Raw genomic sequence first — 25,769 nt, forward strand, 5'->3', positions numbered from 1 at the left:
GCGTCACGGGATGCATTCCCACGCAGAGCGTGGGAACGATCAGCTAAACCACCGCCGCCCGGCGCTGAACAAACCGGTCCACATACTCATCCGCCGGCGAATGCAGAATCTCGCGCGGCGTGCCGACCTGGATCAGCTTGCCGTCCTTGAGAATCGCAATGCGGTTGCCGATGCGCACCGCCTCGTCGAGGTCGTGAGTAATGAACACGATGGTCTTGTGCAGGGTCTTTTGCAGCTCCAGCAACTGGTCCTGCATCTCGGCGCGAATCAACGGGTCGAGGGCGCTGAAGGCTTCGTCCATCAGGATGATGTCGGTATCCGCCGCCAAGGCGCGGGCCAGGCCCACACGTTGACGCATGCCACCGGAAAGCTGGTGCGGGTATTTGTTTTCGTAGCCCTTCAGGCCCACGGTTTCGATCCAGTGCAGCGCACGTTCGGCGCACACCTGCTGGGTTTCGCCGCGCACCTTGAGGCCGTAGGCGACGTTGTCGAGCACGCTCTTGTGGGGCAACAGGCCGAAGCTCTGGAACACCATGCTGATCTTGTGGCGACGGAATTGACGCAGGGCTTCCATGTCCAGTTGCAGGATGTCTTCGCCGTCCACCAGGATCGCGCCGCTGGTCGGGTCGATCAGGCGGTTGAAGTGGCGTACCAACGTGGACTTGCCCGAACCCGACAGGCCCATGATCACAAAGATCTCGCCAGTGCCAATACTCAGCGACAGGTCATTCACGCCAACCACGCAACCGGTCTCGGCCAGCACCTGGTCCTTGGTCTTGCCCTGACCAACCATCGCCAGGGCTTCCTTGGAGCGGTTGCCGAAAATCTTGAAGACGTTTTTAACTTCAATTTTGCTGACAGTAGTCATTTGCTCGCCTCATGCCGTGGACGACCATAGGCCTGGGTAATGCGGTCGATGACCACTGCAAGAATCACAATCGCCAGCCCGGCTTCGAGGCCACGGCCGACGTTAAGCGTCTGGATGCCGACAAGCACGTCTTCACCCAGGCCACGGGCGCCGATCATCGAGGCGATCACCACCATCGACAACGCCATCATGGTGGTCTGGTTGATACCGGCCATGATGCTCGGCAGCGCCAGCGGCAGTTGCACGCCAAACAGTTGCTGCCAGCGGTTGGCACCAAAGGCGTTGATGGCTTCCATGACTTCGCCGTCGACCTGGCGAATGCCCAAGTCGGTGAGGCGAATCAGCGGCGGCGCGGCGTAGATCACCGTGGCGAAAATCGCCGGCACCTTGCCCAGGCCAAACAGCATCAGCACAGGGATCAAGTACACGAAGCTGGGCATGGTTTGCATGATGTCGAGCAGCGGCATCAATACTGAACGCAGGCGATTGCTGCGTGCCGACAGGATGCCCAGCGGAATGCCGATCAGCACCGAGATCACCGTGGCGACCATCATCAGCGCCAGGGTTTGCATCAGCTTGTCCCACAGGCCAACCGCGCCCACCAGGAACAGCAGACCGACGATCACCGCCGTGGTCACCACCTTGCGGGTGGCGTGCCAGGCGATGCCGCCGACAATGGCCAGCATCAGCCACCAGGGCGCGGCGCGCAGCAAGCCTTCCAGGTTGACGATGGCCCATAACAGCGTGTCGGAGATGTGCCGAAACACATCACCGTAGTTGGTGACCAGTGAGTCCACCCAACCGTTGACCCAGTCGGCGATGGAAAACGTAAAACTCTCAGGAAACATAGCGTGCTCTCGATCCAGTGGGTTGTGGCCGTGTGCCCGGCTAACCCCTCAGGGTAGCCGGACACCCTTGACCTACAAGGCCGCGTCGATTTTCTTGGCTGCGTCGTCGCTCACCCATGCGTGCCAGACTTCAGGATGTTCCTTGAGGAAAATTTTCGCCAGTTTTGGCGACTCAATCCGCTCTTTGGCCATGCGACCGAGGTTCTGGTTAAGCAGGTCGATAGGCAGGTTGACCTTTTCCAGCACCGCTACCAGTTCCGGCGCTTGCTCGTGGAAGGTTTTGGACAGGCCGACCTTGATGCTCACGCTTTTATCCACACCGGGCTTCTCTTCGAGCTTGACCAGATCAACCTGGCCCATCAGCGGGGTGGGCGACCAGTAGTAGAACAGGATCGGCTCGCCACGCTTGTAGCTCGACAGTACAGCGGCATCCAGCGCCGGGCCGGTGCCAGGGCGGAAGTTGGTGTAGGTGCTTTCCAGGCCATAGCTTTTGAGCATCTCGCTGTTGTCCAGCTCACAGGTCCAGCCGGCCGGGCAGTTATAGAAGCGGCCTTTGGACGGCTCTTCCTGGTCCTTGAACACCGAGGCGTATTTAGCCAGGTCGGCAATGTTTTTCAGGTCCGGCGCCTTGGGTTCCAGCTTGCGCTTGGCGTCGCCTTCGATCACGTAACGCGGCACGTACCAGCCTTCGACGGCACCGACAACGGGCGCGCCAACGCCAACGACTTTGCCGGCCTTCTCGGCCTTGTTCCAGACTTCGCTGCGGCCTACCCACTCTTCGGCGAACACCTGGATGTCGTTGCTGCTCAGGGCGTTTTCCATGGTGATGGAGTTGCCCGGCAGGCTGTCGGTTTTGCAGCCGTAGCCTTTCTCCAGCACGGTTTGCAGGATGTCGGTGAGCAACATGCCGCTTTCCCAGTTCAGCCCGGCGAATTTCACCGGTTTGCCGGACTCGCACCAACCCGCCGCCTGGGCGCCGGCAGAGGCCAGCAAGCCTGCAGATAACACGGTGGCCAGCAGGGTTTTATTCATCTTCATTGTTGTGACGCTCCCAATCTTGAAATGGATTACGGCAGTCAGTAGGCATCCTGCCCTGTCCACGTCCCATCAGGCTTGTGCAGCCAGCCCGTTTGTCGTTGGTGCAGCGCCCTGCTCTATTGGCAGGATCAGGTGATCGGGCACTGTGCCGTGCCATTTTTTCGCACACACGTAATACAGGGCCGCAGGCAGTACCAGGCCGATGATCCAGGAGATATCCACATCACCCAGCGCGGCAACCAAGGGGCCGGTGTAGAACTTGGTAGAGATGAACGGCAACTGCACCAGCACGCCGAACACATAGACGCTGATACCGAGCAGGTTCCAGCGACCGTAGCGGCCCTTCGGGTCGGCCAAGGCCGGTACGTCATAGCGCTCGCGGGTGATGCAGTAGTAATCCACCAGGTTGATCGCACTCCACGGCGTGAAGAACGCCAGCAGAAACAGGATGAAAGACTTGAACGCACCGAGGAACGAGTGCTGGCCGAGCAACGCGATCAGGGTTGCAGTGCCGACAATCACCAGCACGAACACCAGACGTTGCAGGCGCGTAACCTCCAGGCGACCACGGAAGCCGCTGATGATGGTGGCAATGCACATGAAGCTGCCGTAGGAGTTCAGGGTAGAGATGGTGACCTTGCCGAACGCGATGCTGAAGTACAGCAGCGCAGCGGTGGCGCCCGTACCACTTAACCCGACGATGTAGGCGACTTCGTGACCGGCAAATTGCCCGTTGGACATGGCCGCGGCAAACACGCCAAGGACCATCGCCACCTGAGCACCAATGACTGAACCCGCGCCGGCAGCGAAAAAGGTTTTCAGCGAAGATGTTTTGCTTGGCAGGTAACGTGAATAGTCCGCCACGTAAGGGCCGAAGGCGATCTGCCAGGAGGCCGCGAGCGATACCGCCAGCAGGAAACTGCTCCAGCTGAAGTGGCGAATCTGCAAAAGCGCACCAACGTCGGTCTGGCTCATCAAACGACTGAACAGATAGACGAAGGCAATCACGCCAATGACGCTGGCGACACGCCCGATAAAGTGGATCACCCGGTAACCCAGTACGGTAACCAGTACGATCACGCTGGCAAAAATCAGGATACCGACGCTGTCGCTGACCCCGAACAACTGGCCCAGCGCCTGCCCCGACAGCACGGTCCCGGTCGCGGTAAAACCGAGGTACATCAAACAAACCAGCACAATCGGAATGGCTGCACCATAAACGCCGAACTGCACCCGGCTGGAGATCATCTGTGGCAGGCCAAGCTTTGGCCCTTGCGCCGCATGCAACGCCATGACGCCGCCGCCGATGAGTTGGCCGATCAACAGACCGATCAACGACCAGAACACATCACCGCCGAGCACCACGGCCAAGGCCCCGGTGACAATCGCGGTGATTTGCAGGTTGGCACCCATCCACAGGGTGAACTGGCTCAATAGACGACCGTGTCTTTCCGCTTCCGGGATGTAGTCGATCGAACGCCTTTCGATCAACGGTGTGGTGTCATTTGCAGCCATGTTGTTCAACCTCTGATGGATTGTTTTTCGGTGGTGCGGGTGAAACATGTCTTGTGTACACAGCAGGGCAAATGTGGGAGCTGGCTTGCCTGCGATGGCATCCCCTCGGTTCTGCCGAGAGACCGAGTCGCCTGCATCGCAGGCAAGCCAGCTCCCACACAAGCCAGCTCCCACAGGAACCAGGCCAGCCGTTACTTGATCATCGGCAGGTTGAGGCCCTGTTCCTTGGCGCAGTCGATGGCGATCTGGTAACCGGCATCGGCGTGACGCATCACCCCCGTGGCCGGGTCGTTGTGCAGTACGCGGGCAATGCGCTCAGCCGCTTCGTCGGTGCCGTCGCAGACGATCACCATGCCCGAGTGCTGGGAGAAGCCCATGCCCACGCCACCGCCGTGGTGCAGCGAAACCCAGGTCGCGCCGCTTGCGGTGTTGAGCAGGGCGTTGAGCAGTGGCCAGTCGGACACGGCGTCGGAGCCGTCCTGCATGGCTTCGGTTTCGCGGTTCGGGCTTGCGACCGAGCCGGAGTCGAGGTGATCACGGCCGATCACCACCGGCGCCGACAGCTCGCCGCTGCGTACCATTTCGTTGAACGCCAGGCCAAGCTTGGCGCGCTGGCCCAGGCCAACCCAGCAGATACGTGCCGGCAGGCCCTGGAAGCTGATGCGCTCGCGGGCCATGTCCAGCCAGTTATGCAGGTGTGCGTCGTCCGGGATCAGCTCTTTGACTTTGGCATCGGTCTTGTAGATGTCTTGCGGGTCGCCCGACAGTGCAACCCAGCGGAACGGGCCGATGCCACGGCAGAACAGTGGGCGGATGTAGGCCGGTACGAAGCCTGGGAAGTCGAAGGCGTTTTCCACGCCTTCTTCCTGGGCCATCTGGCGGATGTTGTTGCCGTAGTCGAAGGTCGGAATGCCTTGCTTCTGGAATTCCAGCATGGCTTTGACGTGCACGGCCATCGACTGCTTGGCAGCCTTGATCACGGCAGCCGGCTCGGTCTTGGCGCGGGCGCGGTATTCGTCCCAGGTCCAGCCGGCCGGCAGGTAGCCGTTGAGTGGGTCGTGGGCGCTGGTCTGGTCGGTGACCATGTCCGGGCGCACGCCGCGCTTGATCAGTTCCGGCAGGATTTCGGCCGCGTTGCCCAGCAAGGCGATGGAGATGGCCTTGCCTTCCTGGGTGTATTTGGCGATGCGCGCCAGGGCGTCGTCGAGGTCGGTGGCTTGCTCGTCGACATAACGGCTGGCCAGACGAAAATCGATGCTGACCTGCTGGCACTCGATGTTCAGCGAGCAGGCGCCAGCCAGGGTCGCAGCCAACGGCTGAGCGCCGCCCATGCCGCCGAGGCCGGCGGTGAGGACCCAGCGACCGGTGAGGTCGCTGTTGTAATGCTGGCGGCCGGCTTCGACGAAGGTTTCGTAGGTGCCCTGCACGATGCCCTGGCTGCCGATGTAGATCCAGCTGCCGGCGGTCATCTGGCCATACATGGCCAGGCCCTTGGCATCCAGTTCGTTAAAGTGCTCCCAACTGGCCCAGTGCGGCACCAGGTTGGAGTTGGCGATCAGCACGCGCGGGGCGTTGCTGTGGGTCTTGAACACGCCGACCGGCTTGCCGGATTGCACCAGCAGGGTCTCGTCGTCATTCAGGTTAGTGAGGCTCTCGACGATCTGGTCGTAGCACTCCCAGTTACGCGCCGCACGGCCGATACCGCCGTACACCACCAATTCTTTCGGGTTCTCGGCCACTTGCGGGTCGAGGTTGTTCATCAGCATGCGCAACGGTGCTTCAGTCAGCCAGCTTTTGGCGGTGAGCTTGTTACCGCGAGCGGCACGGATTTCGACGTCACGGTATTTAGTAGGCTTGGCTTTCGAAAAATCGGTCACAGCTGGACTCCTCGGCATGGTGCGCGAACATTGATGGTGCGAAGGAGAGTCTTACGCACACATCTTTACTTGTATGTACAAGCATATGCAATCAAGCGGCCAACTTGGTGAGAGAGCGGGTGAGATTTTTTTGGGAGGTGCTTGAAAGCCTCGGAAATTAAGGCTTTGAGGCTTGGTGAATTTTCTTACAGAGGGAGTTTGCGGACGGGAACATTGTTCAGGACAGCCTGGCATTGCGCCAAGCTGGGGCATTCGGTAACAAATTGGTGCGCGGCTGGAAACAGCTCTTATGAACAATGAAAAGCAAATGTGGGAGCTGGCTTGCCTGCGATAGCGGTGTGTCAGCATCAGATGTGCTGACTGACACACCGCTATCGCAGGCAAGCCAGCTCCCACAGTTTTTTAACCGCGTGCGGTCAGTTCGATCAGGCAGCAACGGCCGGTTATCGGGAGGTCGAGCAGGTCGTCGTTACCGTCGATTTGCAAGCAATCGTGATGGCCGAGCTTTTCACCCAGCACCTTCACTTCATCCGCCACACTGAACACCAACACCGTGTGCGCCGTGCTGAAAAACCGCTGCACGCCGTCAATCCATTGCAACCGTGCGTGGTAACGCTCAAGCGAATAAATCAGGTTGAAATCGCGGATCGGCCCGGTGATCAGGCGGCACGACACTTCACTTTCACCCTTGAACGCAAACGGCTGCAACGGTAACAACCCGCGCTGTTCCTCGCCGTCTACGGTCAGGACCATACCCGCGCCTTTGATCACGGTAATCACGCGCTGGTAGCCGGCAAAGGTAGAAAAACCGCCCGACTCGGCAATATCGGCAATCGACAGGCGCCAGCCAAAGCCATCCAGGCCAGTACCTGCGTCACGGGTGATTTCTTCGGTGCTGCCGCCGCCGTTTTTCCACGGCATGCGGATGTAATCGGTGGCGCGCCAGACTTTCACTGCACTCATTTACTGAAACGTCCTTCCAGGCTATGACGGGAACCGGGGTGGATCAAACGCGCGGCGGTGACCGGCTGGCGGCCGGACCAGGTGCGGCGGCGAATCAACAGGCAGGGCTCGCTCGGTTCGATCTGCAACAGCTTGCACTCGGCGGCGTCGGCGAGGATGGCTTCAACCACATGCTCGCCCTCGGTCAGGGGTGCGACCTGGTTGAGGTAGGCGTACGGCGTTTGTTGGGTGAAATCCTGCTGCAGGTATTCCGGCGCCACCAGGGCGTTGACGAAGCGGTCTTCGATTTGCACGGGAATATCGTTTTCAAAATGCACGATCAGCGAGTGGAACACCCGCCCACCCTCACGCATTTCCAGGGCCACGGCGCGCTCGGAACCGGCGGCCTCTTCGCCCAGGTGAATAACCTGGCAGGTATGTCGATGACCGCGCGAGGCGATCTCATCGGCAATGTTGTGCACTTCAAACAGCGCCGACTGGCTCTTGGGCTCGGCGACGAAGGTGCCGACGCCTTGCATGCGCACCAGCAGACCTTCGGCGGTGAGTTCGCGCAGGGCGCGGTTGATGGTCATGCGGCTGAAGCCCAACTGGCTGACCAGTTCGCTCTCCGACGGCACGCGGTAATGGGGCGGCCAGTTGCCGTTGAGGATTTGCTGGCTGATCATCTGTTTGACGCGGGCATACAAGGGCGCCGGACTTTCGTCCATGTGGGCAGCCAGCGAAGACTTGGCAGGCGGAGTCGGCACAGGGAATCCTTGCAGGGGGAAAAGATGCATAGATTGCCGGAGTTTACCGAGCAGGCAAACGTCTGTATATGTATATACAAATAAACACACGACCGGGGTGCCTTGATCATGTCCGCTTTCTTTGCCGAACGCGCGCTGCTGCCTAATGGATGGGCCAACGATGTACGCTTTGAAGTCAGCGCCGATGGCGTGCTGACCCAGGTTGAGCCCAATGCCAGCGCAGACCACGCCGAACGGCTCAGAGGCCCTGTTTTGGCGGGCATGCCCAACCTGCACTCCCATGCGTTCCAGCGCGCCATGGCCGGTTTGGCCGAAGTGGCCGGCAACCCGAACGACAGCTTCTGGACCTGGCGCGACTTGATGTACCGCATGGTCGGCAAGATCAACCCGGAACAACTGCAGGTCATCGCCCGCCAGCTGTACATCGAAATGCTCAAGGCCGGCTACACCTCGGTGGCCGAGTTTCATTATGTGCACCACGACGTCAGCGGCCAGGCCTATGCCGATCGCACCGAGCTGTCGCGGCAGATCAGCCAGGCGGCGGCCAGCAGTGGCATCGGCCTGACATTGCTGCCAGTGCTCTACACCCATTCCGGCTTTGGTGGCCAGGCGCCGAATGAAGGCCAGCGGCGCTTTATCAATAGCACCGAAGATTACCTGGACCTGCAAGCACGCCTGAAGCCCATTCTGGCGGCGCAGCCAGCGCAGCAACTGGGCCTGTGTTTCCACTCATTGCGTGCCGTCACACCCGAACAGATTCATGAGGTGCTGGCCGCCAGCGACAAGACTTGCCCGGTACACATCCACATCGCCGAGCAGCAAAAGGAAGTCGATGACTGCCTGGCCTGGAGCGGCAAACGCCCGCTGCAATGGCTGTATGACAATGTGGAAGTGGATGAGCGTTGGTGCCTGGTGCACGCCACCCATGCTGACGCCGATGAAGTCACGCAAATGGCCAAGAGCCGGGCAATCGCCGGTTTGTGCCTGACCACCGAAGCCAACCTGGGCGACGGGATTTTCCCGGCGGTGGATTTCCTCGCTCAAGGCGGGCGCATGGGTATCGGTTCCGACAGCCATGTGTCACTGAGCGTGGTGGAGGAATTGCGTTGGCTCGAATATGGCCAGCGCCTGCGCGACCAGCGGCGCAACCGTCTGTATCGCAGTGATCAGCCGATGGTTGGCCGCACATTGTTCGATGCTGCGCTCGACGGCGGCGCCCAAGCGTTGGGGCAGCCGATTGGTCGGTTGGAAGTGGGCAAGCGGGCAGATTGGATTGTGCTGGATGGCAATGACCCGTACCTGGCGACGGCGACCGAGGATGGGATTCTCAATCGCTGGCTGTTCGCCGGTGGTGATCGCCAAGTGCGCGATGTGCTGGTCAACGGCAAGTGGGTGGTGCGCGACGGGCATCATGCCGGCGAAGAAGAAAGCAGCCGGGCGTTCACCCAAGTGCTGAGGAGTCTACTCGGCTAAAAAACAATGCAAAACAAATGTGGGAGCTGGCTTGCCTGCGATAGCATCACCTGGGTGTAACGGATACACCGAGGTGTCTGCATCGCAGGCAAGCCAGCTCCCACACAAGCCAGCTCCCAATTCAAGCCAGCTCCCACATTAGATTGAGGGTGACCTCAGGTTACTGCGAAGTCTTCGCCATCTGCTTGTCTGAGGTGCGGAAGATCAATCGCGTCGTGTCATACCCTTGCTGGCGCGCCCTGCTCAGCAGGTCTTCGCGGGTGTCGGCACTCACCGTCGGCGTGCGCGACAAGATCCACATGTAGCGCCGGCTCGGGCTGCCGACGATGGCGGTCTTGTAGTCATCACTCACGTACAACACCCAGTAATCGCCCTTGGCGACGCCCGGCAGCAGCGCCGTGAACCAGTTATTGAATTCCACCCAGAGCTTGTCGGTCTTGCCCGGCACTTGCGGCGTGGCCGTGCCCTTGGCTTCTTCCCACTTCCATTCAGTGGTCAGGCAGCGGTTGAACACCGACATGTCGCCATCCGGCAACAGGGTGTAGCGAGCTTCGGACTGCGCGCAGTTGCGCTGGAAGTACATCGGCAATCGGGCCAACTCATACCAGGTGCCCTGGTAACGCTTGAGGTTGACGTTGCTCGCGGTCTTGGGTTGCAGATCATCGCCAGAATGGCTGGCGCAGCCCGCCAAAAACAGACTGGCGCAAAGAAACAAAACAAAACGCATCATTCTTCTTCTCCCGCAGGCTCGCGCCCCGGTTTACTTCAGGCCTTGCCCGGAAAACATCAGAACTTTGTCACCGGCGTACTGCACGCTGATAAAGCTGTTTTTATCGCCCCACGTGCAACTGGACATGCCCAGCGCACCGGAACAATCGGTTGGCTTACCCAGCAACGACTCCACCTCGGCCTTGGCCATGCCAGCCGACAGCTTTGCGTAATTTTCTTGATTGACCTTGCTGCACGCGGCTAAAAGCACGCAAAAAGCCAGCAAAGCGAGACGGCGTAAAGACATGGAAAAGCTCCTGGAGAGACAAAGCAGCTGGGGTATCTGCCAGAAGCTTAGAAGGGAAAAGGGGTGTCTGGTTCCCGACGAGCAAAAACAAAAAAGCCCCGAAAACGCTGAAACGTTTCGGGGCTTCTTCAAGGGTGATCCGCCGCACAACACTGCGAATCACCTATCGCAGCAGCTTACTTCTTGTGATAAGCCGTCACACGCTCAACTTCTTCCTTCGAGCCCAGGAACACCGCCACGCGCTGGTGCAGGCCTTCCGGCTGGATGTCGAGAATGCGCTGGTGGCCGTCGGTGGACGCACCGCCTGCCTGTTCAACCAGGAACGACATCGGGTTGGCTTCGTACATCAAGCGCAGCTTGCCCGGCTTGGAAGGCTCGCGGCTGTCACGTGGGTACATGAACAGGCCACCACGGGTCAGGATGCGGTGCACGTCGGCGACCATCGCGGCCACCCAGCGCATGTTGAAGTTCTTCTTCAACGGGCCTTCTTCGCCGGCCATCAACTCGCCCACGTAGCGGGTCACGGGCTCTTCCCAGTGACGCTGGTTGGACATGTTGATCGCAAATTCCTGGGTGGAAGCCGGAATGGTGATGTCTTCGTGGGTCAGCACGAAGCTGCCCATTTCGCGGTCCAGGGTGAAGCCTTTGACGCCGTCGCCCAGGGTCAGCACCAGCATGGTCTGCGGGCCGTAGATGGCGTAGCCGGCAGCGACCTGTTCGGTGCCTGGCTGCAGGAAGGCCTTTTCGTTCAAGGCTTCGTTCTGGCTCAGGTATTCGTTCGGGCAGCGCAGTACCGAGAAGATAGTGCCGACCGGTGCGTTGATGTCGATGTTGGACGAGCCGTCCAGTGGGTCGAACACCAGCAAGTACGCGCCTTTCGGGTATTTGCCCGGGATCTGGTAGGCGTTGTCCATTTCTTCGGACGCCATGCCAGCCAGGTGGCCACCCCATTCGTTGGCTTCGAGCAGGATTTCGTTGGAAATCACGTCGAGCTTCTTCTGCACTTCGCCTTGGACGTTTTCTGTGCCCATGCTGCCCAGAACACCACCGAGTGCGCCTTTGGACACGGCGTGGCTGATTTCCTTGCAAGCACGCGCCACCACTTCGATAAGGAAGCGCAGATCGGCAGGCGTGTTGTTGCTGCGGGTCTGCTCGATCAAATAGCGACTCAGGGTAACGCGGGACATGGAAGGCTCCGGAAAATGGGGGGCTTAAAAACCCGCGCAGTTTAACGCGAGTCGAGGGTTATTTCCTCTAATCAGAGGATTTAACCCCAATAGAGTTCACGGCTTGGCCGCCGGTGCACGCAACAAACTGTAGGCCATCGCCCCTAGCGCCGCCACACCCAGCAGGAGCACGGCCCACAGGCCGAGTTTCTTCCAGTCGGTGCCCGCTTCAGGCGAAACGGCAATCGCAGGCGATTTGACCGTCACGTCGCCTGTGACCGTAGCCTGCCCCAAGGTCTTGATACGCTCGGCGCTGTAGTCGGGAATCAGCGTCGACAGCGGCAAGTTCGCGGCCTTTACCGACGGGTTGCCCAACGCCAGGGTAAACGGCGGCTCGCCCCGCGCCAGGAACACCAACTGCGTGGCGCGCACAGCAAAACGCAATGCCGGCGCTTCCACGCCCAGGCCGCCGCCGCGCTCGTCCACCTGCAACTTGAGTTCGCCCACGGCCACGCCGGGCAATTGCAATTCATCCTGCACCACGTCCTGGCCATTCTGGGTCAGGCGATACAACAAGCCATTGCTCAACGGCTGCCAGGCTTGGTTGGCTTCGCGCCGCCCCGCCAACGTCACGGGCGCCAGCGTGTTGGGCTGTTTGAGCTCGACGCGCAAGCGCTCCACATGCAGCCCTGTCGGCAGCTGCCAGCTGTATTCACCGGCCTTGAGCCGCGTGCCCGACAGCGGCTGCGACCACACCAACGGCAGCGGCAGGCTGCTGCTGGTCGCGCTGACCAGTTTGGCCGACGTCAACTGCGGTGCCGCCTGCCCTTGCCACACCAGGCGCAGATAACGCGCCGATTGCCCCGGCAAGCTCACGTCATGCTGCTCGACACGCTCGTCGGCAAACGACAAGCGCGCCACTTGCCCGTCGCCCCACGCCTGCCAGTGCTGCAAGTCATCACTGGCTTCAATGCTGAAACGCTGGAAACCGTCCTGCTCGCGGCTCCAGTCCAGGCTCAACTGCTGCAACGGCGCCTTGATCGAACTGGCGTCCAGCACCCAGCCACGCAACACTTGCGCGCCGGTCTTGGGCGGGAGCACTTGCAGCAAGGTGCCTTCGGCAGTGGACTTCATCACCACATCCGGCACGCTTTCACGGGTGTCGGCGGCGTACAGCGGGAACCACTTCACATCCGTCACGTCGCGGCTTTCGGTGCGTTGCGCGGACTGGCGCGACAGCGCGTAAGCCTGGGGCTCACCGGCGGCGTTGAATACGCGCACATCACTAAGATCCGCCTGGCGCGCGCTCAATTGCACCGACAGCGGCAACGCCAGGCGATACCAAGGCCCGTTGCCACTGACCGCCAACGGCACCTGTGTGGTGAAGTCGGCGGGCGTTTCCTGCGCCCACACCGACAACGTCGAACACATGCCCAACGCGATCACGCTCAACTTACCGATCAAGAGGATGCTCCTTCAGTTTCCAACACCGGCTCGACGCGTTTGGGCGGCAGCGGTGCGAAGTAACCCACCACCAGCAACAGCCCGCCCACACCAATAAACGACACGATCCGCGCCAGCCCGCCACGGTTACTCAGCTCGACAAAGAACAGCTTGGCGACCACCACCGCAATCAACGCCGCGCCGATCAGCCACACTTCGCGACGATGGCGCAGGTGGCCGCCGATCATCAGGCCCAGGGCGATCAGGGTCCAGACCAGCGACAGGCCGGCCTGCACCCACATGGACGCCAGCAAGGCATCCAGCTGGAACGGCACGCCCACCCAATGGTGGGCGGTGCGCATCACCAAGGCCGTGAAGAAGGCAAACAGCGAAGCCCCCGCGACACCTTGGGCGATCAGCTCTGCACGCGGCCCGCGCTGCGGCGCCACGCTGCGCGACCACAGGTAAATACCCAGCAACGCGAACAGCAGGCCCACGTCCAACGGGTTGAGCAATGGCACGTACGGCAGCGGTTTCGCCGTGCCGTCGCTGAAGATGTTCGCCAACCAGAACCAGCCGAGCATCAATACCGCCAGCGGCAACGCGGCCAGCACACGGTATTCACGCGGGTAGGCCGACACCGGCCACGGCCAGCTGCGCGGTGCCGCCGCCAGCACCAGGTACAGGCTTGGCAGAATCGCCCAGCCCAGCCAGCGCCAGGCGTTGTACTCGCTCGACAGCAGCAACAGGCCGTAACGCAGCTCCAGCGCCAACACACCAATCAACATCCAGCAGCCGAGCACATGAGCGATGCTCACTACCGTGCCCGGCACCACCGCCGCCAAACGGCGCAGCGCGATGAAATGCACCACAAACACCGCCAACCACGCCAGCCAGCCGTAATGCGCCGCCGGGTGGTAGTAATCATGGGCAGACACCAGCAACACCACGCCCGCCGCCGGCATCAGCAAGGCACACAGCATGCCCAGAGATGCCCAGCGCAAACGTGCGGCCAACAGCGCCCAGATCGCCACGCTCACCGCCGCGATGCCGAGCAAAAATGCGCCTTGCAGCTCCTGCGGGATAAACGTCAGCACTTCGCCGATCAACGCCAATGCCCACCAGGCCGCGCCCCACACCAGCAGCAGGTCGGACAGGCGTTGCAATTTCAACACGGCAAACACCGGCGCCTGCGGCTCACGCTGCAAGCGCCAGGCGCCCACCATTGCCGCCAGGCCCAGCACCATCGGCGTCCAGAAACCGCTGTGCGCCAAGGGGCGCAAGCCCTCGCTGCTCAACGGCCCGAGCAACTGCGGCACCGCCAACAGGAACGAGGCGCCACCCACGACTTGCAGCAGCAAACCAAACACGAAACTCACGCGTTGTTGCAGGTACAGGCTCAGCCAGATGATCAGCAAGCCACTGGCGGCCCACACGCCGCTGGCGCTTTCCCATGGCAGTACAAACAGCACCGCGAGGTTGATCAACACCAAGCCGGCCAGCAGCACCACCGACAACCCGCGCAGCAGCCGCACATCACTGCGCACCATCTCATCGCGCGCGGCCAACAGCATGCCGCCGACCAACGCCAGGCCGATCAACGAGGCGGTCAACAAGCCGGTCCAGCCGGCACTGAATACCGCGGCCCCATCACCACCCTGCAAGCGCAGGAGGAACAACCCCCCGCCGAGCAATTGCACACCGAAGGCAGCGAACAGGAAGGTGCGCGAGCCGATGCGCAGGCCGACAAACAGCGTCAGCAGCCCGGCGATTGCCCAACTGATGGCGGTGCCTTGGGTCAGCAATAACAACGGCGCAAGCAAGTACAAAAAGGTCAGGCCCAGGCTCGCCAACACGGGCAGGCTGTTGCGCTCCCATTGCGCCGCTTGTTCGGTCGAGGCCTTGCGCAACTGATCGAAGCTGAACAACAGCGCTGCGCCCAGCAACAGCGCGCCCAGTGGGGCACCGTCGAGCAAGGTCAACTCGCCAACGCGCAGTTCACTGAGGAACGCCAGCGCCGACCCCAACTGTAACAACAGGCCAAACGCACGAGCCAACGGCCGCTGCTGGCGCAAGCCGAGCCAGAAGATCCCGGCGCCCTCCACCGCCCAGGCCGCCGCCGTCCAGCGCGCGTCGAGGCCCAGCGGAATTGCCAGGCTGGCAAAGATCACGCCCAGCGCCAGGCAAGTTTCGGCCAGCAGCAAGGCGCGCCCGCCACTCAGCAGCCGCGCCAAGCCCATGTAGATAAGGCCTAAACCCAGTGCACTGAATGCAGCGGCAAACTCCAGGTGCTGCACCACGGCGAACTGCAAGCCAAAGCCTACCAACGGCGGGCCGAACAGCATGCTGCCATCATCATAATCACCCTTGGCCGCCGACCAGCGCAGCAGCGCCTCACGGCCTTCGGGCGCATCGCCCACCTCTTGCAGCTTGCGGCGGGCGAACAACAGGCCGATGGCCAGGTACATCAGGAAGAACAGGATCAGGAACGGCTCGGTGCTCCACAGCAGTTCCGGCGTGTAGGAACGCATGCCCCAGGCGAACCCTATGCCGAAGGTACCGACAAATCCGATCAGGTTGAGCAGACGCCAGGCCTTGAACCACGCGATGGCCAGAATGCCGGCGTTGAGCAATGCAAAGTAACTGAACAGCGCCACATGATTACCGGCGCCGGTTGAGGTCAGAATCGGCGCGGCAAACCCACCCAGCGCTGCGGCGCACGCCAGGCCGAGGGCATCCTGGGTGATCGCCAGGATGGCCGAGAACACCGTGACCGCCACCAGCAGGCCCAATGCGGCGCTCGGGTCGATCAAGGGGTGCAAGCGCATCGCGGCAAACACCGTCAGGTACAACACGGCAATCCCGGTACCTTGCAGCATCAAGCCGTAATTGCTGTTTCGCAGCCGCAGCCACCAACCCAGGCCCAGCAGGCCGATGGCGGCAGCGGCAACCCCGGCATAACGCAGTTCAATCGGCACCACCACGCCTTCGGTGGCATAACGCAGCAAAAAGGCCAGGCCAAGGAACAGCAGCACCACGCCAACGCGCAGCACGGTGTTGCCGCCGAACAGCCAATTGCGTGCGCCGCCGATGGCGCGCTCGATCAGGTTGGGGCCACGGGGGATGGCGGGTTCTTTGGGCGCGGGGGTCGGTGCTGGCGTCGGCGCCTGGGCCCAGACGTCATCCGGCAACGGCTGGCTGGCCTCGGCCGCCATGGCGACAGGCGCCAGTTCGGCGGGCAACTCCCAGACAAGTTCGGGCCTTTCAACGGCAGGTACCGGCTCAGGAATGGGGGGTTCGACGATTTCGCTGCGGGTCGGCGTCGGCACCTCCAGCTCACGCAAGCGTTCGCCCAGGGCAATCAGCGCCTTCTGCGTGGTTTCCAATTGACGCGCTTGTTGGTCCGCCTGGGCCGACAGCCTGGACAGGCGAATCGCCTGGCCAATGCCCAAGCCCAGCAATGCACCGATGCCGGCGTCCGAAAACGACTCATCCAACGCCCAGCCGAGCACCAGGCCAATCAGCATGAAAATCCATTGCATGGTCGATATCCCTAAGCAGCCCGAGGCGGGCAAACCGGGGCCTAGTATATCGACGCAAAGCTAATGTGGGAGCGGGCTTGCCCGCGATTGCGGTGTATCAGTCGACATATTTGCCAACTGACACTGCGCCATCGCGGGCAAGCCCGCTCCCACATGGGTTCTTGCGGTGTTTAGTCGAGGGCTTTCCAGATCTCGGTGGCGTATTCGCGGATGGTGCGGTCCGAGCTGAACCAGCCCATGCGCGCCGTATTGAGCACCGCCGAGCGCCACCAGGCCTTGGAATCATGCCAATGCGCCTCGACCCGCGCCTGGGCGTCCCAGTAAGCGTCAAAGTCGGCGCACACCAGGAAACGGTCGTAGTCGATCAACCCGTCGATCAAGCCCACATAGCGGCCCGGATCATCCGGCGAGAACACCCCGCCACGGATCGCTTGCAACACATCGTTGAGACGATGGGAGGCTGCCACATCCGGCCCGGCGTGGAATTCACCGGCGTGCTTGCGGGCTTCCACTTGTTCGGCGCTGAGGCCGAAGATAAACATATGCTCGGCGCCCACGCGCTCGTGCATCTCCACGTTGGCGCCGTCCATGGTGCCGATGGTCAGCGCGCCGTTAAGGCCGAACTTCATGTTGCTGGTGCCCGACGCCTCAAAACCGGCAGTGGAAATCTGCTCCGACAAATCCGCCGCCGGAATGATGCTTTCCGCCAGGCTCACGTTGTAGTTGGGCAGGAACACCACCTTGAGCAAACCGCGCACTGTCGGGTCGTTGTTCACGGTGCGAGCGATGTCGTTGGTCAGCTTGATGATCAACTTGGCCTGGTGATAGCTGGCCGCCGCCTTGCCCGCGAAGATTTTCACGCGCGGCACCCAATCGGTGCCTGGCTCGGCGCGGATTGCCTGGTACAAGGCCACGGTGTGCAGCAGGTTCAGCAACTGGCGTTTGTATTCGTGAATCCGCTTGACCTGCACGTCGAACATCGCCGCCGGGTTCACCGAAATGCCCAGGCGCTCGTGGATGATCTCGGCCAGTGCACGCTTGCTGTGCAGGCGCTGTTCGGCGAAGGCTTTGCGGAAAACCTGCTTCTCGGCGAAGGTTTCCAGCTCCGTCAGGCGGGTTTCCATGGTGTCGAGGATGTCCGGCCCCAGAGCCTCCACCAGCATCTCGGTGAGCTTGGGGTTGGCCTGGTACAGCCAGCGGCGGAAGGTGATGCCGTTGGTTTTGTTGTTGATGCGCTCCGGGTACAGCTTGTGCAGTTCGGAGAACACCGTGCTGCGCATCAGTTGGGTGTGCAAACCGGACACACCGTTAACGCTATGGGAGCCAAGGAAAGCCAGGTTACCCATGCGCACGCGGCGGCCGTTGTCTTCTTCGATCAACGACACCGCACGCAATACGTCAAAGTCGTGGATGCCCTTGGCGCGCAGCGAGTCGATGTGCTGGGCGTTGATCAGATAGATGATCTGCATATGCCGAGGCAGCATGCGTTCCATCAAACCGACAGGCCAGGTTTCCAACGCCTCGGGCAACAAGGTGTGGTTGGTGTAGGAAAGGGTTTCAACCGTCACGTCCCACGCGGCTTCCCACGGGATGTCATGCAGGTCGACCAGTTGGCGCATCAACTCAGCCACGGCGATGGACGGGTGCGTGTCGTTGAGCTGAATCGCGGCGTGTTCGCCCAGGCTGAGGACCGAGCCGTGCATGTTCTTGTGGCGGCGCAGCAGGTCTTGCAGCGAGGCGGAGACGAAGAAGTATTCCTGGCGCAGACGTAATTCCTGCCCCGCTTCGGTGCTGTCGGCCGGGTAAAGCACTCGGGAGATGCTTTCGGCGCGGGCCACTTCCGCTACGGCGCCCAAATGGTCACCGGCGTTGAAGCGCTCAAGGTGCAGGTCTTCTACCGCACGGGCACGCCACAGGCGCAGGGTGTTCACACTGGCACCGCGCCAGCCGACCACCGGCGTGTCGTACGCCACTGCGCGCACGGTTTCGTTGGGCGTCCATACCTGGATCATCTTGCCGGAGGCGTCCGCCAGGGTTTCGACGCTGCCGCCAAAGCCGATCGGGTAGATCACTTCGGCGCGCTCGAACTCCCACGGGTTGCCGAAATCCAGCCAGCGTTCGGTCTGCTCTTGCTGCCAGCCGTCAACGATTGCCTGGCGGAACAGGCCGTGTTCATAGCGGATGCCATAGCCGTGGCCGGCAATGCCCAGGGTCGACATGCTTTCCATAAAGCACGCCGCCAGGCGGCCCAGGCCACCGTTGCCGAGCGCCGCGTCGGGCTCCAGCAGGCGGATGCGCTCCAGGTCCACGCCCAGTTCGGAAAGGGCTTCGCGGGCAATCTCCAACACACCCAGGTTGCTCAGGCTGTCGTAGAGCAAACGGCCGATCAGGAATTCCAGCGAGAGGTAATACACCCGCTTCTGGCCTTTGCGGTAGATGCGCCGCGTGTGGTTCATCCAGTGGTCGACCATCTGGTCGCGGGCGGCCAGGGCAATGGCTTCGAACCAGTCGTGGTCGAAGGCGTGATCCGGGTCCTTGCCCACCGCGTAAGTGAGTTTGGTCAAGACAGCATCGCGGAATGCGGCTACCTCTGCTTCTCGTGCAAGCGGTTCCTGAGACATCGGTGCGACCTCGGGCGAGATTGAAGGAGTTGCTAGAGCCTAGTCGGTCTGACAGACGGTAGACGTGCTGGTTCGGCAGTTTTTTAACTCATTCACCATTGCTGGAAATTGATGCAGGGGCCGTGCCTGCTTTTCGCCCCTGCTCCGTTGGAGATGAAATCTGCAAAATATTGTTCAAAAAACCACCAATCCCGGTATGATCGCGCGCCCGGATACAGCCCCACCTTGGAACCTTGATGAAGCCTCAACTGATCGCCGCCGCGGAACTCGACCGTCTAGAGACCTGGCAGAAATATTCCGCCCACATGTGCGGTGGCTGCGTGTCCAGCTGCTGCACGCTGCCGGTCGAGGTGAAGATCAAGGACCTGATCCGCATTGGCATCGTCGATGAGTTCGAGCGCGGCGACCCGCCGAAGAACATCGCCAAGCGTTTGCAGAAGGAAGGTATCGTCGAGCGCTACAACAACAAATCCGAGATCTTTACCCTCCAGCGCATGAGCAACAACGATTGCCTGTACCTGGATCGTAAGACGCGCTTCTGCACTATTTATGACAAGCGCCCGGATACGTGCCGCAACCACCCGAAAATCGGGCCGCGGCCGGGATATTGCGCGTACAAGCCCAAAGAAGTGGTGCGCGAGACCAATTTGCGGACCCTCGACAAGTTCTGATGATCGTTCCCACGCTCCGCGTGGTAACGCAGCCCTGGACGCTCTGCGTCCGCCCTTAAAAGCGGGACGCGGAGCGTCCCAAGCGGCATTCCCACGCAGAGCGTGGGAACGATCAGGCACCGGGGGCGTTTTTCATTCAGCCCGAGTTAACTCAATTCTCTGATGATCGTTCCCACGCTCCGCGTGGGAATGCAGCCCTGGACGCTCTGCGTCCGCTCTTAAAGGCGGGACGCGGAGCGTCCCAAGCGGCATTCCCACGCAGAGCGTGGGAACGATCAGGCATAAAAAAACGCCCCCGGCCTTTCGACCGGGGGCGTTTTTCATTCAGCCTGAGTTAACTCAGTTCTTGGCTTTCTTGGCAGCGCGGGTACGCTCGCCTTCGTCCAGGATCTTCTTACGCAGGCGGATCGACTTAGGCGTAACTTCGCACAGCTCGTCGTCCTGGATGAATTCCAGGGCCTGTTCCAGAGTGAAGCGAACAGGTGGGACCAGAGCGATGGTTTCGTCTTTACCCGAAGCACGCATGTTGTCGAGCTTCTTGCCTTTGGTTGGGTTAACGCCCATGTCGTTGTCACGGCTGTTCAGACCAACGATCTGACCGTTGTAGATCTCTTGACCGTGTTCAACGAACAGCTTGCCACGTGCCTGCAGAGTTTCCAGGGAGTAGGTCAGCGCCTTGCCGGTTTCTACCGATACCAGAACACCGTTCTGACGGCCGGACATGTCGCCGGACTTCATGGTGTCGTAGCGATCGAAGATCGAGGTCAGGATGCCAGCACCGTTGGTCAGGGTCAGGAACTGGTTACGGAAACCGATCAGACCACGCGCAGGGATGTTGTATTCCAGACGCACACGGCCTTTGCCATCCGGCACCATGTTGGTCAGGTCGCCCTTACGCAGGCCCATCTCTTCCATGACCTTGCCCTGGGATTCTTCCGGGGTGTCGATGGTCACGTTTTCGAACGGTTCCTGCTTCACGCCGTCAACCTGACGGATGATCACTTCTGGACGACCAACGCCCATTTCGAAGCCTTCGCGACGCATGGTTTCGATCAGTACCGAGAGGTGCAGCTCACCACGGCCGGAAACCTTGAACTTGTCAGCCGAGTCGCCTTCTTCAACGCGCAGTGCAACGTTGTACAGCAGCTCTTTGTCCAGACGTTCCTTGATGTTACGGGAAGTCACGAACTTGCCTTCTTTACCGCAGAAAGGCGAGTCGTTTACCTGGAAGGTCATGGAGACGGTTGGCTCGTCAACGGTCAGAGGCTTCATCGCCTCAACGTTGTCTGGCTGGCACAGGGTGTCGGAGATGAACAGCGAGTCCATACCGCTCACGCACACGATGTCGCCGGCGAAAGCTTCTTCAACGTCGATGCGGTGCAGGCCGTGGTGACCCATCAGCTTCAGGATACGACCGTTACGCTTTTTGCCGTCGGCGCCGATGGCGACAACTGGAGTGTTCGGCTTGACGCTACCACGCGCGATACGGCCAACACCGATAACACCCAGGAAGCTGTTGTAGTCCAGTGCCGAGATTTGCATCTGGAACGGGCCTTCACGGTCAACTTTTGGTGCCGGTACGTTGTCGACGATCGACTGGTACAGCGGGGTCATGTCTTCAGCCATGTCGGTGTGTTCCAGACCGGCAATGCCGTTCAGGGCCGAGGCGTAGACCACTTTGAAGTCCAGCTGTTCTTCGGTAGCACCCAGGTTGTCAAACAGGTCGAAGATCTGGTCCAGAACCCAGTCCGGACGCGCGCCTGGACGGTCAACCTTGTTGATGCACACGATCGGACGCAGGCCGGCTTCGAACGCCTTCTTGGTCACGAAACGGGTTTGCGGCATAGGGCCGTCTTGAGCATCAACCAGCAGCAGAACGGAGTCAACCATCGACATTACGCGTTCTACTTCGCCGCCGAAGTCGGCGTGGCCCGGGGTATCCACGATGTTGATGTGGTAGCCGTTCCAGTTGATAGCGGTGTTTTTAGCCAGGATGGTAATACCGCGCTCTTTTTCCTGGTCGTTGGAGTCCATCACGCGCTCGTCGTTGAGCTCGTTGCGCTCCAGGGTGCCGGATTGACGCAGGAGTTTGTCTACCAGGGTGGTTTTACCATGGTCAACGTGAGCAATGATGGCGATGTTACGTAGATTTTCGATCACTTGTGTATCTCGATCAGAGGATTCGGTGTGCTGACAGGTCGTGGCAGCGATTAACAGTAGAGTCAGGCCTTGCCGTTACAGCTTGACGGCAGAGTCGGGGGGCCGGTGACGCAGGCCACAGGCAAACAGCCCCGGGCTCTTAGCTCGGTCGATAAACGCGCACATTGGCATACCCCTCACTGAGCAAATGGTGGGCATGCAGGCGACTCATCACGCCTTTGTCGCAATACAGCAGGTACTGACGGCTGTTATCCAGTTCCTTGAAGCGCGCGTTCAATGCGTAAAACGGCAGCGCTTGCACGTCGATGCCAGCGATTTCCAGCGGCTCATCCTCGGCGGCATCCGGGTGACGGATGTCGACGACGATCTGGCCGGCCAGGGCTTCGCTGACTTCTTCGATTTGCACATCCTGGCCCAATTCATCGATGACACGATCGATCGGGACCAGTTTGGCGTTCTCGAGCGCACGCTCCAGAATCGCCATATCAAACTGTTGTTCTTCATACTCCACGCGGTTGCGCTTGGCGTGGGTCTTGGGGTTCACCGAAATGACCCCGCAATATTCAGGCATGTGCTTGGCAAAGTCGGCCGTGCCGATTTCTTCTGCCAGGTCGATGATGTCCTGCTTGTGGCTGGCGATCAGCGGGCGCAAGACCAGCTTCTCGGTGACGCAATCAATGAGCGACAGGTTCGGCAGCGTCTGGCTGGACACCTGGGAGATCGCTTCACCGGTCACCAGCGCGTCGATCTGCAATTGATCGGCGATTCGGGACGCAGCGCGCAACATCATACGCTTCAATACCACGCCCATATGACTGTTATCGACTTTGCCGAGAATTTCGCCCAGCACTTCCTCGAACGGCACGCTTACAAATAGCACGCGTTGGGAGCTGCCGTACTTCTTCCAGATAAAGTGCGCGACTTCCATCACGCCCAATTCGTGTGCACGCCCGCCCAGGTTAAAGAAGCAGAAGTGGCTCATCAGGCCGCGGCGCATGATCTGGTAGGCCGCCACCGTGGAATCGAAACCGCCGGACATGAGTACCAGGGTCTGTTCCAGGGCGCCCAGCGGGTAGCCGCCGATGCTGTTGTGCTGGCTGTGGATCACAAACAACCGTTGGTCGCGAATTTCCATGCGCACTTCAATTTGCGGCGCTTTGAGGGAAATTCCGGCGGCGCCGCACTCGCGACGCAGCTTGCTGCCGACGTATTTCTCGACATCCATGGAGCTGAAGGTGTGCTTGCCGGCGCGCTTGCAGCGCACCGAAAAGATCTTGCCTTCAAGCGCACTGCCGTAGTGCTGTTTGCACTTTTCGGTGATGTCGTCGAAGTCGCCCAACGGGTACTCATCCACCTGCAGGAAATGCGCGATGCCCGGCATGCAGCTCAGGCGCTCGGTCATGTCCTTCAAGGCTTTGGCGTCGGTAATGCGGGTTTCCAGCTCGAGGTTGTCCCACACGCCGTTCACCACCACAGCCGGGTCCAGATCGCGGAGCACGGCACGGATGTTCTTGGCCAACTGACGGATGAAACGCGTCCGTACCGGTCGGCTTTTGATGGTGATCTCGGGGAAGACTTTTACGATTAATTTCATGGAAACAGCGCGCGCCGGGCCTGCTGAAAAAGGGGGGCGCGGATTATAGCGGAAATCGCTCAAGGTTTAACCAGTTAATATGCATCTCAGATGCAACGCACCAAAACGGGTCATTTGCGCAAATTAACGCTACATTGCAGTGCGTTATTTATTCCGCTTCAGCGGATTGCACCGTTATAGGGGCCATTTTGAGGCAAAAAGGCCATGTTGGCGCACTGGCATGCAATTTGCTCTCTTGTGAGGCAGGTTGCCTTGGTCGAGTATTCGCGCCGGCATCACCCACATTCTAAGGGCTAACTCCACTACCCCAGCCCGAAGCCACCCGGAGGACACCATGTCGAAGTCGGTTCAACTCATCAAAGATCATGACGTTAAATGGATTGATCTGCGCTTCACGGACACTAAAGGTACTCAGCACCACGTGACCATGCCGGCTCGCGACGCGCTGGATGATGCTTTCTTCGAAGAAGGCAAAATGTTCGACGGTTCCTCCATTGCCGGCTGGAAAGGCATCGAAGCTTCCGACATGATCCTGATGCCGGACGACAGCACTGCCGTACTCGACCCGTTCACCGAAGACCCAACCCTGATCATCGTCTGCGACGTGATCGAGCCTTCGACCATGCAAGGCTACGACCGCGACCCACGTGCGATCGCCAAGCGTGCCGAGGAATACCTGAAGTCGACCGGTATCGGCGACACCGTATTCGTAGGCCCGGAGCCAGAATTCTTCATCTTTGATTCGGTCAAGTTCAAGTCCGACATCTCCGGCTCCATGTTCAAGATCTTCTCCGAACAAGGTTCGTGGATGTCTGACCAGGACATCGAAGGCGGCAACAAAGGCCACCGTCCAGGTATCAAAGGTGGCTACTTCCCGGTTCCGCCGTTCGACCACGACCACGAAATCCGTACCTCCATGTGCAACGCCATGGAAGAAATGGGCCTGGTCATCGAAGTTCACCACCACGAAGTGGCGACTGCCGGCCAGAACGAAATCGGTGTGAAGTTCAACACCCTGGTGGCCAAGGCTGACGAAGTTCAGACCCTGAAGTACTGCGTACACAACGTGGCGGATGCCTACGGCCGTACCGCTACCTTCATGCCTAAGCCTCTGTACGGCGATAACGGTTCGGGTATGCACGTTCACCTGTCCATCGCCAAAGATGGCAAGAACACCTTCGCTGGCGAAGGTTATGCCGGCCTGTCCGACACTGCCCTGTACTTCATCGGCGGTATCATCAAGCACGGTAAGGCCCTGAACGGCTTCACCAACCCGTCGACCAACTCCTACAAGCGTCTGGTGCCAGGTTTCGAAGCACCGGTAATGCTGGCCTACTCGGCGCGTAACCGTTCCGCTTCGATCCGTATTCCTTACGTGTCCAGCCCGCGCGCTCGCCGTATCGAAGCTCGCTTCCCGGACCCGGCAGCCAACCCATACCTGGCCTTCGCTGCGCTGGTAATGGCTGGCCTGGACGGTATCCAGAACAAGATCCACCCTGGCGACGCCGCCGACAAAAACTTGTACGACCTGCCGCCTGAAGAGGCCAAAGAGATCCCACAAGTGTGCGGCAGCCTGAAAGAAGCCCTGGAAGAGCTGGACAAGGGCCGTGCGTTCCTGACCAAAGGCGGCGTATTCAGCGACGACTTCATCAACGCTTACATCGAGCTGAAAAGCGAAGAAGAAATCAAAGTACGCACCTTCGTACACCCACTGGAATACGAGCTGTACTACAGCTGCTGATCCGGTAGCGCCGCTTAACGTGGCGTAACGAAAAAGACCTCCTTCGGGAGGTCTTTTTTTGCCTGGCGTTTAGCGAGCCGGGGCGTGGCGGTCGAGCATGTTGCCCACCATCAAGGTGCCGAGGGCACTGAGCTGGTGAATCGCCAGGACGGTATCGCGGTGCTTGCCTTCCAGCGCCTCGGACAAATCAAGCAACAAGGTGCTGACTGAGGAGAAGGCTTCGAAGCTGTTGACCAGCAGGGATTCGTCGTCGCTGTCAGGATCGATGGCGATAACCGATGGAGGTGGAGGTGGATTTGGGGTTGCCTTGAACATGTCTTAACTTCCTCGAATGAGGCCGCCATCGACTCGCTACTAAACGATAGGGTGGCAGCTATGCGCAGGTTAGTAGACCGGGGAAGTTAAGCAAAAGCCGGCGCACCCGAAGGTGCCCTACGCACAGCCGCCATAAAGGTCGGAGTGGTACGACTTAACTTAACCCTCAGGCT

At 60.4% G+C, this 25,769-nt stretch carries 19 protein-coding genes; 3 read left to right on the forward strand and 16 right to left on the reverse strand.

Features of this window, described 5'->3' with window-relative positions:
• Positions 1-43: 43 nt before the first annotated feature.
• The 7 genes from ASE80_RS21095 to hutC all read right to left on the reverse strand — a co-directional run bounded on the left by ASE80_RS21095 (position 44) and on the right by hutC (position 7,816).
• Complete coding sequence (locus ASE80_RS21095) at positions 44-868, reverse strand: quaternary amine ABC transporter ATP-binding protein (protein ID WP_056860650.1); 825 nt, start codon at positions 866-868, stop codon at positions 44-46.
• On the reverse strand, positions 865-1,716 hold the full coding sequence (locus tag ASE80_RS21100) for an ABC transporter permease (RefSeq protein WP_017138613.1): 852 nt from the start codon (positions 1,714-1,716) through the stop codon (positions 865-867). The genes ASE80_RS21095 and ASE80_RS21100 overlap by 4 nt, the downstream gene beginning before the upstream one ends.
• Before the next feature lie 72 nt (positions 1,717-1,788).
• Complete coding sequence (locus tag ASE80_RS21105) at positions 1,789-2,754, reverse strand: ABC transporter substrate-binding protein (RefSeq protein WP_056860651.1); 966 nt, start codon at positions 2,752-2,754, stop codon at positions 1,789-1,791.
• Positions 2,755-2,823: 69 nt separating this feature from the next.
• Positions 2,824-4,269: a purine-cytosine permease family protein gene (locus tag ASE80_RS21110; protein ID WP_056860652.1), complete on the reverse strand. Its 1,446-nt coding sequence runs from the start codon at positions 4,267-4,269 to the stop codon at positions 2,824-2,826.
• Positions 4,270-4,460: 191 nt separating this feature from the next.
• Entirely contained in the window at positions 4,461-6,146 is a 1,686-nt protein-coding gene (hutU, locus tag ASE80_RS21115; RefSeq protein ID WP_236708858.1) for a urocanate hydratase, read from the reverse strand.
• 402 nt (positions 6,147-6,548) lie between these two features.
• Complete coding sequence (locus ASE80_RS21120; protein WP_056860654.1) at positions 6,549-7,109, reverse strand: HutD/Ves family protein; 561 nt, start codon at positions 7,107-7,109, stop codon at positions 6,549-6,551.
• A complete protein-coding gene (gene hutC, locus ASE80_RS21125) occupies positions 7,106-7,816 on the reverse strand; it encodes a histidine utilization repressor (protein WP_017738808.1) in 711 nt (236 codons plus the stop codon). Before hutC ends, ASE80_RS21120 begins: the two co-directional genes overlap by 4 nt.
• Positions 7,817-7,963: 147 nt before the next feature.
• Here hutC and ASE80_RS21130 point away from each other — a divergent pair, with 147 nt between their 5' ends.
• Positions 7,964-9,328, forward strand: a complete 1,365-nt coding sequence (locus ASE80_RS21130) for a formimidoylglutamate deiminase (protein ID WP_056860655.1) — start codon at positions 7,964-7,966, stop codon at positions 9,326-9,328.
• Between the two features lie 160 nt (positions 9,329-9,488).
• On the opposite strand, the gene ASE80_RS21135 is transcribed toward ASE80_RS21130, so the two are convergent.
• The 6 genes from ASE80_RS21135 to ASE80_RS21160 form a co-directional block, all read right to left on the reverse strand.
• Positions 9,489-10,058 carry a lipocalin family protein gene (locus ASE80_RS21135; RefSeq protein ID WP_017138620.1) on the reverse strand — a complete coding sequence of 190 codons (570 nt, stop codon included), beginning with the start codon at positions 10,056-10,058 and terminating at the stop codon, positions 9,489-9,491.
• Positions 10,059-10,088: 30 nt separating this feature from the next.
• Entirely contained in the window at positions 10,089-10,343 is a 255-nt protein-coding gene (locus ASE80_RS21140; RefSeq protein ID WP_017849914.1) for a hypothetical protein, read from the reverse strand.
• Between the two features lie 176 nt (positions 10,344-10,519).
• Positions 10,520-11,530 carry a class 1 fructose-bisphosphatase gene (locus ASE80_RS21145; RefSeq protein WP_003237460.1) on the reverse strand — a complete coding sequence of 337 codons (1,011 nt, stop codon included), beginning with the start codon at positions 11,528-11,530 and terminating at the stop codon, positions 10,520-10,522.
• A gap of 96 nt (positions 11,531-11,626) precedes the next feature.
• Positions 11,627-12,970, reverse strand: coding sequence for a DUF3999 domain-containing protein (locus ASE80_RS21150; RefSeq protein WP_056860715.1), 1,344 nt, complete (start codon positions 12,968-12,970; stop codon positions 11,627-11,629).
• The gene (locus ASE80_RS21155) at positions 12,970-16,494 is read right to left on the reverse strand and encodes a DUF2339 domain-containing protein (protein WP_056860656.1); all 3,525 of its coding nucleotides are present in this window, start codon (positions 16,492-16,494) and stop codon (positions 12,970-12,972) included. The genes ASE80_RS21150 and ASE80_RS21155 overlap by 1 nt, the downstream gene beginning before the upstream one ends.
• Positions 16,495-16,664: 170 nt before the next feature.
• Positions 16,665-19,115: a glycogen/starch/alpha-glucan phosphorylase gene (locus ASE80_RS21160; protein ID WP_017138624.1), complete on the reverse strand. Its 2,451-nt coding sequence runs from the start codon at positions 19,113-19,115 to the stop codon at positions 16,665-16,667.
• Positions 19,116-19,351: 236 nt separating this feature from the next.
• On the opposite strand from ASE80_RS21160, the gene ASE80_RS21165 reads away from it, so the two are divergent.
• Positions 19,352-19,786 carry a YkgJ family cysteine cluster protein gene (locus ASE80_RS21165; protein WP_017138625.1) on the forward strand — a complete coding sequence of 145 codons (435 nt, stop codon included), beginning with the start codon at positions 19,352-19,354 and terminating at the stop codon, positions 19,784-19,786.
• 339 nt (positions 19,787-20,125) lie between these two features.
• Here ASE80_RS21165 and typA read toward each other — a convergent pair whose 3' ends face one another.
• Together typA and thiI are read right to left on the reverse strand one after the other, a co-directional pair.
• Positions 20,126-21,946: a translational GTPase TypA gene (gene typA / locus ASE80_RS21170; RefSeq protein ID WP_003217997.1), complete on the reverse strand. Its 1,821-nt coding sequence runs from the start codon at positions 21,944-21,946 to the stop codon at positions 20,126-20,128.
• 139 nt (positions 21,947-22,085) lie between these two features.
• Entirely contained in the window at positions 22,086-23,540 is a 1,455-nt protein-coding gene (thiI, locus tag ASE80_RS21175) for a tRNA uracil 4-sulfurtransferase ThiI (RefSeq protein WP_056860657.1), read from the reverse strand.
• 334 nt (positions 23,541-23,874) lie between these two features.
• Here thiI and glnA point away from each other — a divergent pair, with 334 nt between their 5' ends.
• Positions 23,875-25,281 (forward strand): glutamate--ammonia ligase, encoded by a 1,407-nt coding sequence (glnA, locus tag ASE80_RS21180; RefSeq protein WP_056860658.1) that lies wholly within the window; start codon positions 23,875-23,877, stop codon positions 25,279-25,281.
• Between the two features lie 69 nt (positions 25,282-25,350).
• Here glnA and ASE80_RS21185 read toward each other — a convergent pair whose 3' ends face one another.
• Positions 25,351-25,596: a DUF6124 family protein gene (locus ASE80_RS21185; RefSeq protein WP_056860659.1), complete on the reverse strand. Its 246-nt coding sequence runs from the start codon at positions 25,594-25,596 to the stop codon at positions 25,351-25,353.
• Positions 25,597-25,769: the final 173 nt, after the last annotated feature.

Origin of the sequence: Pseudomonas sp. Leaf15, from assembly GCF_001421425.1 — a bacterium.
GTDB classification, from domain to species: Bacteria; Pseudomonadota; Gammaproteobacteria; order Pseudomonadales; family Pseudomonadaceae; genus Aquipseudomonas; species Aquipseudomonas salomonii.

What these genes read in the sequence shown, in the direction of transcription:
- ASE80_RS21095 (WP_056860650.1), bottom strand. Translation starts at nt 868, where the DNA reads ATGACTACTGTCAGCAAAATTGAAGTTAAAAACGTCTTCAAGATTTTC.
- ASE80_RS21100 (WP_017138613.1), bottom strand. Translation starts at nt 1,716, where the DNA reads ATGTTTCCTGAGAGTTTTACGTTTTCCATCGCCGACTGGGTCAACGGT.
- ASE80_RS21105 (WP_056860651.1), bottom strand. Translation starts at nt 2,754, where the DNA reads ATGAAGATGAATAAAACCCTGCTGGCCACCGTGTTATCTGCAGGCTTG.
- ASE80_RS21110 (WP_056860652.1), bottom strand. Translation starts at nt 4,269, where the DNA reads ATGGCTGCAAATGACACCACACCGTTGATCGAAAGGCGTTCGATCGAC.
- ASE80_RS21120 (WP_056860654.1), bottom strand. Translation starts at nt 7,109, where the DNA reads ATGAGTGCAGTGAAAGTCTGGCGCGCCACCGATTACATCCGCATGCCG.
- hutC (WP_017738808.1), bottom strand. Translation starts at nt 7,816, where the DNA reads ATGGACGAAAGTCCGGCGCCCTTGTATGCCCGCGTCAAACAGATGATC.
- ASE80_RS21130 (WP_056860655.1), top strand. Translation starts at nt 7,964, where the DNA reads ATGTCCGCTTTCTTTGCCGAACGCGCGCTGCTGCCTAATGGATGGGCC.
- ASE80_RS21135 (WP_017138620.1), bottom strand. Translation starts at nt 10,058, where the DNA reads ATGATGCGTTTTGTTTTGTTTCTTTGCGCCAGTCTGTTTTTGGCGGGC.
- ASE80_RS21140 (WP_017849914.1), bottom strand. Translation starts at nt 10,343, where the DNA reads ATGTCTTTACGCCGTCTCGCTTTGCTGGCTTTTTGCGTGCTTTTAGCC.
- ASE80_RS21145 (WP_003237460.1), bottom strand. Translation starts at nt 11,530, where the DNA reads ATGTCCCGCGTTACCCTGAGTCGCTATTTGATCGAGCAGACCCGCAGC.
- ASE80_RS21155 (WP_056860656.1), bottom strand. Translation starts at nt 16,494, where the DNA reads ATGCAATGGATTTTCATGCTGATTGGCCTGGTGCTCGGCTGGGCGTTG.
- ASE80_RS21160 (WP_017138624.1), bottom strand. Translation starts at nt 19,115, where the DNA reads ATGTCTCAGGAACCGCTTGCACGAGAAGCAGAGGTAGCCGCATTCCGC.
- ASE80_RS21165 (WP_017138625.1), top strand. Translation starts at nt 19,352, where the DNA reads ATGAAGCCTCAACTGATCGCCGCCGCGGAACTCGACCGTCTAGAGACC.
- thiI (WP_056860657.1), bottom strand. Translation starts at nt 23,540, where the DNA reads ATGAAATTAATCGTAAAAGTCTTCCCCGAGATCACCATCAAAAGCCGA.
- glnA (WP_056860658.1), top strand. Translation starts at nt 23,875, where the DNA reads ATGTCGAAGTCGGTTCAACTCATCAAAGATCATGACGTTAAATGGATT.
- ASE80_RS21185 (WP_056860659.1), bottom strand. Translation starts at nt 25,596, where the DNA reads ATGTTCAAGGCAACCCCAAATCCACCTCCACCTCCATCGGTTATCGCC.